Genomic DNA, 8595 nt, shown 5'->3' with positions numbered 1-8595 from the left:
GCTATGTGTTAATATCTCGCGATTATTTTTAAAGTGGTGTCATATAGCATGTTAGACAATGTAAAAGTCGTTCTGGTTGGTACGTCTCATTCGGGAAATATCGGATCAGCAGCTCGCGCAATGAAAGTGATGGGTTTAAGTCAGTTAGTTCTTGTAGACCCTCAGTGTGAAGTTGACGAGCAGACCTTAGCACTGGCTGCTGGTGCTGGTGACATCGCTGAAAATGCGGTTATTGTTTCTACATTAGACGAAGCCGTAAAAGACTGCGGTTTGGTTGTCGGTTCAAGTGCTCGTTCACGTACCCTTGAATGGCCAATGCTTGAGCCTCGTGAGTGTGGTGAAAAGTTTGCCGTTGAAGGTCAAAAGCACCCTGTAGCATTAGTCTTCGGTCGTGAGCGCACAGGCCTAACGAATGAAGAACTACAAAAGTGTCATTACCACGTATGTATTCCTGCAAACCCGGAATACAGCTCGCTAAACCTGGCGATGGCTGTACAGACGCTGAGCTACGAAGTTCGTGTTGCTCATCTAGATATGGTGGCTAGCCAATACAAGCCTCAGCCACAAGATGAGTACCCTCGTCACGAAGAACTAGAAATGTTCTACGAACACCTTGAAAAAGTCATCATCGATACCCAATTTATCTCTAAGGATAAGCCTGGTCAGGTGATGAATAAGTTACGTCGCCTGTTTAGTCGTGCGCGTCCAGAACTTCAAGAGATCAACACGCTTCGTGGTATTTTGACCTCTATCGAGAAGAGCAAAAATAGCCAGTAAAAGCCATACTCACTGTAAGGATGAATACCTGACTAAAATAGTCAGGTAAAATACTTGACCAATTTAGTCAGGTATGGGAAGATTCCAACCACATAAACAATGTGGATACGGTGTGATATGAAACTTACATCTAAAGGAAGATATGCGGTAACGGCTATGCTAGATGTAGCACTGCATTCGCAAAAAAGCCCAGTTCCTCTGGCTGACATCTCAGAGCGACAAGGCATCTCGTTATCTTACTTAGAGCAACTTTTTTCTAAGTTACGTAAAGCTGGCTTAGTTGCTAGTGTTCGTGGCCCAGGTGGTGGTTACCGTCTTGGCGCTGAAGCGGGCGACATCGCTGTTGGAACTGTGATTGCAGCAGTTGACGAATCAGTAGATGCAACTAAGTGTCACGGTCGAGCAGATTGCCAAGGTGGTAGTCGTTGTTTAACTCACACCCTTTGGCGTGATTTAAGCTCCCGAATCAGCAGCTTCTTAAACGACATTACGCTCGGTGAGCTGATGAAAGATAACGAAGTTTTAGAGATTTCTGATCGCCAAGATATTGATCTTGCGGTTAACAATAGTTTTGCACATAAAAATACGAGCACTACAACGATTAGTGCAGCACCTCACGGTGTTAATGCCCGCTCATAGCGGTCAGTTTTTACATTGGAGTAGAAAATGAAACTGCCTATTTACTTTGACTATTCAGCTACATGCCCAGTCGATCCACGAGTTGCTGAGAAAATGGTTCAGTGCATGACGATGGATGGTAACTTCGGTAACCCTGCATCTCGTTCACACCGTTACGGCTGGCAGGCAGAAGAAGCAGTAGATAATGCTCGTGAGCAAATTGCTGACCTACTAAATGCAGACCCACGTGAAATTGTTTTCACTTCTGGTGCTACAGAGTCAGATAACCTTGCTATTAAAGGTGCAGCGCACTTTTACGAGAAGAAAGGTAAGCACGTAATCACGTGCAAAACAGAACACAAAGCGGTTCTTGATCCATGTCGTCAACTTGAGCGTGAAGGCTTCGAGGTAACTTACCTAGAGCCAGAAGCAAACGGCATCATCGATCTAGACAAGCTACAAGCTGCAATGCGTGAAGACACAGTTCTTGTTTCTATCATGCACGTAAACAACGAAATCGGCGTTATCCAAGATATCAATGCAATCGGCGAACTATGTCGTTCTCGCAAGATCATCTTCCACGTTGATGCAGCTCAGTCTGCGGGTAAAATCCCACTAGACGTAAAAGAGACTAAAGTTGACCTAATCTCACTTTCAGCTCACAAGATGTATGGTCCTAAAGGTATCGGTGCACTTTACGTTCGTCGTAAGCCTCGTATTCGTCTTGAAGCGCAAATGCACGGTGGCGGTCATGAGCGTGGTTTCCGCTCTGGTACGCTTGCTACTCACCAAATCGTGGGTATGGGCGAAGCGTGTGCTGTTGCTAAGCAAGACATGCAGAAAGATTACGATCACGCACTAGCACTTCGTGAGCGCCTACTGAAAGGTGTTCAGGATCTAGAAGCGGTAACAGTAAACGGTGACTTAGACCAACGTGTACCACACAACCTAAACGTGAGCTTTGCTTTCGTTGAAGGTGAGTCTCTGCTTATGTCTCTAAAAGACCTAGCAGTATCATCGGGTTCTGCATGTACATCAGCAAGTCTAGAGCCATCGTACGTTCTACGTGCTCTTGGTCTAAACGATGAACTAGCACACAGCTCAGTACGTTTCTCATTCGGCCGTTTCACAACGGAAGAAGAAATCGACTACGCGATTGCACAAATCCGTGTAGCGGTAAACAAATTACGCGACATGTCTCCTCTATGGGATATGTATAAAGAAGGGATTGATTTGAACACTGTTGAGTGGGCACATCACTAATCTCACGGAAATAGAGGATTCGAGGTAACTATTATGGCATATAGCGAAAAAGTAATTGATCACTACGAAAACCCACGTAACGTAGGTTCGTTTGATAAAGAAGACCCAAGTGTAGGTAGCGGCATGGTTGGCGCACCAGCTTGTGGTGACGTAATGAAACTGCAAATCAAGGTAACACCAGAAGGTATTATCGAAGATGCGAAATTCAAGACTTACGGTTGCGGTAGCGCAATCGCTTCTAGCTCACTAGTCACTGAGTGGGTTAAAGGTAAAAGCATTGATGAAGCGGCTGCTATCAAAAACTCTGAAATCGCAGAAGAGCTTGAGTTGCCACCAGTGAAAGTTCACTGTTCAATTCTTGCTGAAGATGCAATCAAAGCAGCAGTTGCGGATTACAAAAAGAAGCGTTAATCGTTTCTATAAGTAATCACCAATAATAAGCAATATTTGGGAGCATCCTTTGTGCTCCCCCTGAGTTCTCAATTTTATATAAAACACAAGGTTGTAGTATGGCCATCACCATGACAGAGACGGCGGCAAGCCGAGTTCAAGCTTTCCTAGATAACCGAGGTAAAGGTATCGGGTTGCGCTTAGCGGTTAAAACCACTGGCTGTTCGGGTATGGCGTATGTACTAGAATTCGTTGACGAGCTTAACGAAGAAGACCAAGTGTTCGAGCATTCAGGTGTGAAGGTCATCATTGATCCAAAGAGCTTAGTTTACCTAGACGGTACGGAGCTTGATTACGTAAAAGAAGGCCTAAACGAAGGTTTTGAATTCAACAACCCTAACGCGAAAGGCGAATGTGGTTGTGGTGAGAGCTTCAACGTATAAACGCTTCAATCGTAGAACGTTTATAGTGAGCGAAGAATAAAATTAGGCTCTGACTCAGAGCCTAAACTTAGGACCACCGTTACATGAATCATTTCGAATTATTTGGGCTACCACTTCAGTTCCAGCTGGATGGTAGCCTTCTTTCTTCTCAGTTTAGAGATCTGCAACGCCAATTCCATCCTGATAAATTTGCTACAGCTTCTGAGCGAGATCGCTTGCTAGCCGTACAAAAAGCAGCACAAATTAACGATGCGTATCAGGTGCTGAAGAATCCAATCAGCCGCGCTGAATACCTGTTAGTACAACATGGTGAGGATATTCGCGGCGAGCAGCAAACCATGCAAGACCCAATGTTCCTTATGGAGCAAATGGAACTGCGTGAAGAGCTTGAAGACATCGCCGACAGTTCTGACCCGGAAGATGCATTGTTTGCATTTGAAGGAAAGGTTAGCAAAATGTATAAACAACAATTAAGCGCTATCCAACAAGAACTCGACAGCCAGGCTTGGTTAGAAGCAGCAGACCGAGTAAGAAAGCTAAAGTTTATTGCAAAATTAAAGAATGAAATCGAGCTAGTTGAAGATCGTTTGATCGGCTAGTTGGTACAACAAGGACACATCCATGGCACTACTTCAGATTGCAGAACCAGGGCAAAGCGCCGCTCCTCACCAGCATAAGCTTGCTGTGGGTATTGATTTAGGTACAACAAATTCATTGGTTGCGTCAGTGCGCAGTGGTGAAGCGAGCACGCTCGTTGATCAAGATGGTCGTAGCATTCTGCCTTCCGTTGTTCACTATCAGTCAGACTCACATACGACTGGTGATGAAGCTCGTGCAAATGCACAGACTGATCCTAAAAATACCATTATCTCAGTTAAGCGATTGATTGGTCGCTCACTGGCTGATATTCAGCAACGATACCCATCTCTGCCATATCAGTTTGAAGAAAGTGATAATGGTCTGCCTGTGATCCGTACAGAGCAAGGCAACAAGAACCCGATTCAAGTATCTGCAGATATTCTGAAAGCACTCGGTCAACGTGCTGAATCTACATTAGGCGGTGAGCTATCTGGTGCGGTGATTACTGTTCCTGCGTATTTCGATGATGCACAACGTGCTGGTACTAAAGACGCGGCGCAGCTGGCTGGTCTTCATGTATTACGTCTTCTAAATGAACCAACGGCGGCAGCGATTGCTTACGGTCTGGATTCAGGCAAAGAAGGGGTGATCGCGGTTTACGACTTAGGCGGCGGTACGTTTGATATCTCTATTTTACGCTTGTCTAAAGGTGTCTTTGAAGTTCTAGCTACTGGCGGTGACTCTGCACTAGGCGGTGATGATTTTGACCACCTTGTCGCTGATCATTTCAAAGAGCAAATGGGATTATCAGAGCTAACTGCTGAGCAAAACCGTGCGCTTCTAGATGCAGCAACAGAAGCTAAAATTGGCTTGTCTGAATCAGAAAGTGTTGATGTTGAAGTATTAGGTTGGTCTGGTTCATTAACTCGTGAAGAGTTTGAAGAGATCATCAAGCCTCTAGTTAAGAAAACGCTACTTTCATGTCGTCGTGCTCTAAAAGATGCAGAAGTTGATGCGGATGAAGTGCTAGAAGTAGTCATGGTTGGTGGTTCAACTCGTACATTACTAGTACGTGAAATGGTGGGTGACTTCTTTGGTCGTACGCCATTAACCAGCATTAACCCTGATGAAGTGGTTGCGATTGGTGCGTCAATTCAAGCGGATATTCTAGTAGGTAACAAACCTGATTCAGAAATGTTGCTACTAGACGTAATCCCACTTTCACTAGGTATCGAAACCATGGGTGGCCTAGTAGAAAAGATCATTCCGCGTAACACCACGATCCCAGTAGCTCGCGCACAAGAATTTACTACGTTCAAAGACGGTCAAACTGCAATGACAGTACATACCGTTCAAGGCGAACGTGAAATGGTTGACGACTGTCGCTCATTGGCTCGTTTTGCTCTGAAAGGCATTCCACCGATGGCTGCTGGTGCGGCGCATATTCGTGTGACTTACCAAGTGGATGCTGATGGCCTGCTATCAGTTACGGCTATGGAGAAGAGCACAGGTGTTCAAGCTGAAATCCAAGTGAAGCCTTCTTACGGTCTAAGCGATGATGAAGTTGCTAACATGCTGAAAGACTCAATGACGTTTGCAAAAGAAGACATGCAAGCGCGTGCTCTTGCGGAACAACGCGTAGAAGCGGATCGTGTTATTGAAGGCCTGATCGCTGCAATGCAAGCTGACGGTGACGAGCTGCTTAACGAGCAAGAGAAACAACAGCTGCTACAAGCCATTGAAACGCTGATTGAAGTGCGCAACGGCGACAGTGCTGATGCCATTGAACAAGAAATTAAGAATACCGACAAAGCGAGCCAAGACTTTGCTTCACGTCGTATGGATAAATCAATTCGTGCTGCACTGTCAGGTCAGTCAGTCGATAATATTTAATAGTTAGAGAATAGATAAACATGCCAAAGATTATTGTTTTACCTCACGAAGATCTATGTCCAGAAGGCGCTGTTTTAGAAGCAAAAACTGGTGAAACGGTTCTTGATGTAGCGTTGAAGGCCGGTATTGGTATTGAGCACGCATGTGAAAAATCGTGTGCATGTACAACATGTCACGTTGTGATCCGTGAAGGTTTCGATTCTTTAGAAGAGAGTGATGACCTAGAAGACGATATGCTTGATAAAGCATGGGGCTTAGAAATGGAATCTCGCCTAGGTTGCCAAGCGAAAGTCGCTGATGAAGACCTTGTTGTTGAGATTCCAAAGTACACCTTGAACCTAGCATCTGAAGATCACTAAGAATTACTCTACAGTCATGGTGGTTTTCGCCATGACTGAGATAACGATTTAGCAAAACTGGCCTAGAATATAGATCATAAAAGTGACTAAGTGTCTCTGATAAATATAAGGAAGTGTTATGAGCTTGAAGTGGATTGATTCTCGTGATATCGCAATTGAGCTATGTGATTTGTACCCTGATACTGATCCTAAAACGGTACGTTTTACCGACCTACATCAGTGGGTATTAGACCTTGAAGAGTTTGATGACGAGCCTAATCACTCGAACGAAAAGATCTTAGAGGCTATTATTTTGTGCTGGATGGATGAGATGGATTAATCATCACATCGATGATTTGGCTATGGAGTGAAATCAACCCCATATAAAACGCAGCCAAGTTAACAATTCTTACTAAAAAAAGCGGACCTTATGGTCCGTTTTTTTATCAAAATGACATTTTACTTCTACATAATGCTAACATCAGTGCGTTAATAAAAAATAATCAGGATCACTCAAGTAAGGTGGTTCTCAGACAAGGAGAAATCATGTCTACACAGATGTCAGTATTTTTAAGTCAAGAAGCTGCCCAGCCTCAGTGGGGAGCAAAAGCTATCTTATCGTTCTCGGAAGCTGGAGCGACAATTCACATTGGTGAAGGCCACGATCTTGGTGCCGTTCAACGCGCAGGTCGCACACTTGACGGACAAGGTATTTCATTCGTTTCACTAAGTGGTAAAGGTTGGGACCTAGAAAGCGTATGGGCTTTCAATCAAGGTTACCGTGGACCAAAGAAAAAGAATACATTGGAGTGGGACGCACTGCCAGAAGCAGACCAAGCTGAACTAGAAGCGCGTATCCGTGCTACAGATTGGACGCGTGACATTATCAATAAGACGGCTGAAGAAGTCGCACCTCGTCAACTGGCAACAATGGCAGCTGAATACATCAAGTCAGTTGCGCCAGAAGGCACAGTTAAAGCAAAAATCGTTAAAGATAAAGACCTACTAACTGAAGGTTGGGAAGGCATCTACGCGGTAGGCCGCGGCTCTGAGCGTACTTCAGCAATGCTTCAACTGGACTTCAACCCAACAGGCGATGAAAACGCACCTGTATTTGCTTGTCTAGTTGGTAAAGGTATTACTTTCGACTCAGGCGGTTACAGCATTAAACCAGGTCAATTCATGACTGCCATGAAAGCGGATATGGGTGGCGCAGCGACTATCACTGGTGGTTTAGGTCTTGCGATTGAGCGTGGCTTGAACAAGCGCATCAAGCTTATCCTATGTTGTGCAGAGAACATGATCTCTGGCCGTGCATTGAAGCTTGGCGATATCATCACATACAAGAACGGTAAGACAGTTGAGATCATGAACACCGACGCAGAAGGTCGTTTAGTTCTAGCTGATGGCCTGATGTACGCAAGTGAGCAAAATCCTGAGCTTATCATCGACTGTGCAACGCTGACGGGTGCTGCTAAAAATGCTTTAGGTAATGACTACCACGCGCTAATGAGCTTTGATGACGAGCTGGCTCACCAAGCACTAACGGCGGCTAACCAAGAGAAAGAAGGCCTGTGGCCACTGCCTCTTGCGGATTTCCACCGTGGCATGCTGCCTTCAAACTTTGCTGACCTTTCGAACATCAGCACGGGTGATTACACTCCTGGTGCAAGTACTGCTGCTGCGTTCCTGTCTTACTTCGTAGATGACTACAAAAAAGGCTGGATGCACATGGATTGCGCGGGTACTTACCGTAAATCTCCAAGTGATAAGTGGGCGGCAGGTGCAACAGGCATGGGTGTTCGCACACTGGCTCGCATTCTTATCGACCAAGCAAAATAATAATAACGATGAGCGGTTCGATGCCGCTCATTGATTATCTTAGATCGAATGATCTTGGTAATTTCAGTATTTAATAACAAAAAAATGAAGTGAAGGAATCCCTATGGCTCTAGAAAGAACGTTCTCAATTGTTAAGCCGGATGCAGTTAAGCGTAACCTTGTTGGTGAAATCTACCACCGCATCGAAAAAGCAGGCCTAGAAATCATCGCTGCTAAGATGGTTCGTCTGACTGAAGAGCAAGCGAGCGGCTTCTACGCGGAACACGAAGGCAAAGAATTCTTTGGTCCACTAAAAGAGTTCATGACTTCTGGTCCTATCATGGTTCAAGTACTTGAAGGCGAAAACGCAATTGCTCGTTACCGTGAACTTATGGGCAAAACAAACCCAGAAGAAGCGGCATGCGGCACGATCCGCGCTGATTACGCAATCAGCATGCGTTACAACTCAGTAC

General features: G+C 45.1%; 11 protein-coding genes. All 11 read left to right on the top strand.

The genetic code is table 11. The features are described 5' to 3' along the window. Window positions 1-48: 48 nt before the first annotated feature. Window positions 49-777 carry a tRNA (cytosine(32)/uridine(32)-2'-O)-methyltransferase TrmJ gene (gene trmJ, locus BCT81_RS26130; RefSeq protein WP_061033301.1) on the top strand — a complete coding sequence of 243 codons (729 nt, stop codon included), beginning with the start codon at window positions 49-51 and terminating at the stop codon, window positions 775-777. A gap of 117 nt (window positions 778-894) precedes the next feature. After that, window positions 895-1416, top strand: a complete 522-nt coding sequence (iscR, locus tag BCT81_RS26125; RefSeq protein ID WP_032498688.1) for a Fe-S cluster assembly transcriptional regulator IscR — start codon at window positions 895-897, stop codon at window positions 1414-1416. A 27-nt stretch (window positions 1417-1443) separates the two neighbouring features. Then, window positions 1444-2658: an IscS subfamily cysteine desulfurase gene (locus BCT81_RS26120; RefSeq protein ID WP_008222744.1), complete on the top strand. Its 1215-nt coding sequence runs from the start codon at window positions 1444-1446 to the stop codon at window positions 2656-2658. 33 nt (window positions 2659-2691) lie between these two features. After that, window positions 2692-3069 (top strand): Fe-S cluster assembly scaffold IscU, encoded by a 378-nt coding sequence (iscU, locus tag BCT81_RS26115; RefSeq protein WP_004740340.1) that lies wholly within the window; start codon window positions 2692-2694, stop codon window positions 3067-3069. Window positions 3070-3167: 98 nt separating this feature from the next. Next, complete coding sequence (gene iscA / locus BCT81_RS26110; RefSeq protein ID WP_061033300.1) at window positions 3168-3491, top strand: iron-sulfur cluster assembly protein IscA; 324 nt, start codon at window positions 3168-3170, stop codon at window positions 3489-3491. An 83-nt stretch (window positions 3492-3574) separates the two neighbouring features. Further along, the gene (hscB, locus tag BCT81_RS26105; protein WP_008222752.1) at window positions 3575-4090 is read left to right on the top strand and encodes a co-chaperone HscB; all 516 of its coding nucleotides are present in this window, start codon (window positions 3575-3577) and stop codon (window positions 4088-4090) included. A gap of 22 nt (window positions 4091-4112) precedes the next feature. Continuing rightward, window positions 4113-5963, top strand: a complete 1851-nt coding sequence (gene hscA / locus BCT81_RS26100) for a Fe-S protein assembly chaperone HscA (protein ID WP_061033299.1) — start codon at window positions 4113-4115, stop codon at window positions 5961-5963. A 20-nt stretch (window positions 5964-5983) separates the two neighbouring features. Further along, window positions 5984-6322: an ISC system 2Fe-2S type ferredoxin gene (gene fdx / locus BCT81_RS26095; protein ID WP_004740336.1), complete on the top strand. Its 339-nt coding sequence runs from the start codon at window positions 5984-5986 to the stop codon at window positions 6320-6322. Window positions 6323-6440: 118 nt separating this feature from the next. After that, window positions 6441-6641, top strand: a complete 201-nt coding sequence (gene iscX, locus BCT81_RS26090) for a Fe-S cluster assembly protein IscX (protein WP_004740335.1) — start codon at window positions 6441-6443, stop codon at window positions 6639-6641. 206 nt (window positions 6642-6847) lie between these two features. Next, window positions 6848-8143, top strand: coding sequence for an aminopeptidase PepB (gene pepB / locus BCT81_RS26085; protein WP_102426349.1), 1296 nt, complete (start codon window positions 6848-6850; stop codon window positions 8141-8143). A gap of 103 nt (window positions 8144-8246) precedes the next feature. Next, a partial coding sequence (ndk, locus tag BCT81_RS26080; protein WP_102426348.1) for a nucleoside-diphosphate kinase occupies window positions 8247-8595 on the top strand: 349 nt, incomplete at its 3' end.

It is taken from the genome of Vibrio sp. 10N.261.52.A1 (assembly GCF_002876325.1).
In the GTDB taxonomy this organism is placed as follows: Bacteria; Pseudomonadota; Gammaproteobacteria; order Enterobacterales; family Vibrionaceae; genus Vibrio; species Vibrio chagasii.
Note: the sequence above shows the minus strand (reverse complement) of the source record. Positions and strands in the feature narration are given on the sequence as shown.

Excerpts from the sequence above, each read along its gene's own strand:
- fdx (WP_004740336.1), top strand. The coding sequence starts at position 5,984 with ATGCCAAAGATTATTGTTTTACCTCACGAAGATCTATGTCCAGAAGGC.
- iscR (WP_032498688.1), top strand. The coding sequence starts at position 895 with ATGAAACTTACATCTAAAGGAAGATATGCGGTAACGGCTATGCTAGAT.
- trmJ (WP_061033301.1), top strand. The coding sequence starts at position 49 with ATGTTAGACAATGTAAAAGTCGTTCTGGTTGGTACGTCTCATTCGGGA.
- pepB (WP_102426349.1), top strand. The coding sequence starts at position 6,848 with ATGTCTACACAGATGTCAGTATTTTTAAGTCAAGAAGCTGCCCAGCCT.
- hscA (WP_061033299.1), top strand. The coding sequence starts at position 4,113 with ATGGCACTACTTCAGATTGCAGAACCAGGGCAAAGCGCCGCTCCTCAC.
- BCT81_RS26120 (WP_008222744.1), top strand. The coding sequence starts at position 1,444 with ATGAAACTGCCTATTTACTTTGACTATTCAGCTACATGCCCAGTCGAT.
- iscU (WP_004740340.1), top strand. The coding sequence starts at position 2,692 with ATGGCATATAGCGAAAAAGTAATTGATCACTACGAAAACCCACGTAAC.
- iscA (WP_061033300.1), top strand. The coding sequence starts at position 3,168 with ATGGCCATCACCATGACAGAGACGGCGGCAAGCCGAGTTCAAGCTTTC.
- hscB (WP_008222752.1), top strand. The coding sequence starts at position 3,575 with ATGAATCATTTCGAATTATTTGGGCTACCACTTCAGTTCCAGCTGGAT.
- iscX (WP_004740335.1), top strand. The coding sequence starts at position 6,441 with ATGAGCTTGAAGTGGATTGATTCTCGTGATATCGCAATTGAGCTATGT.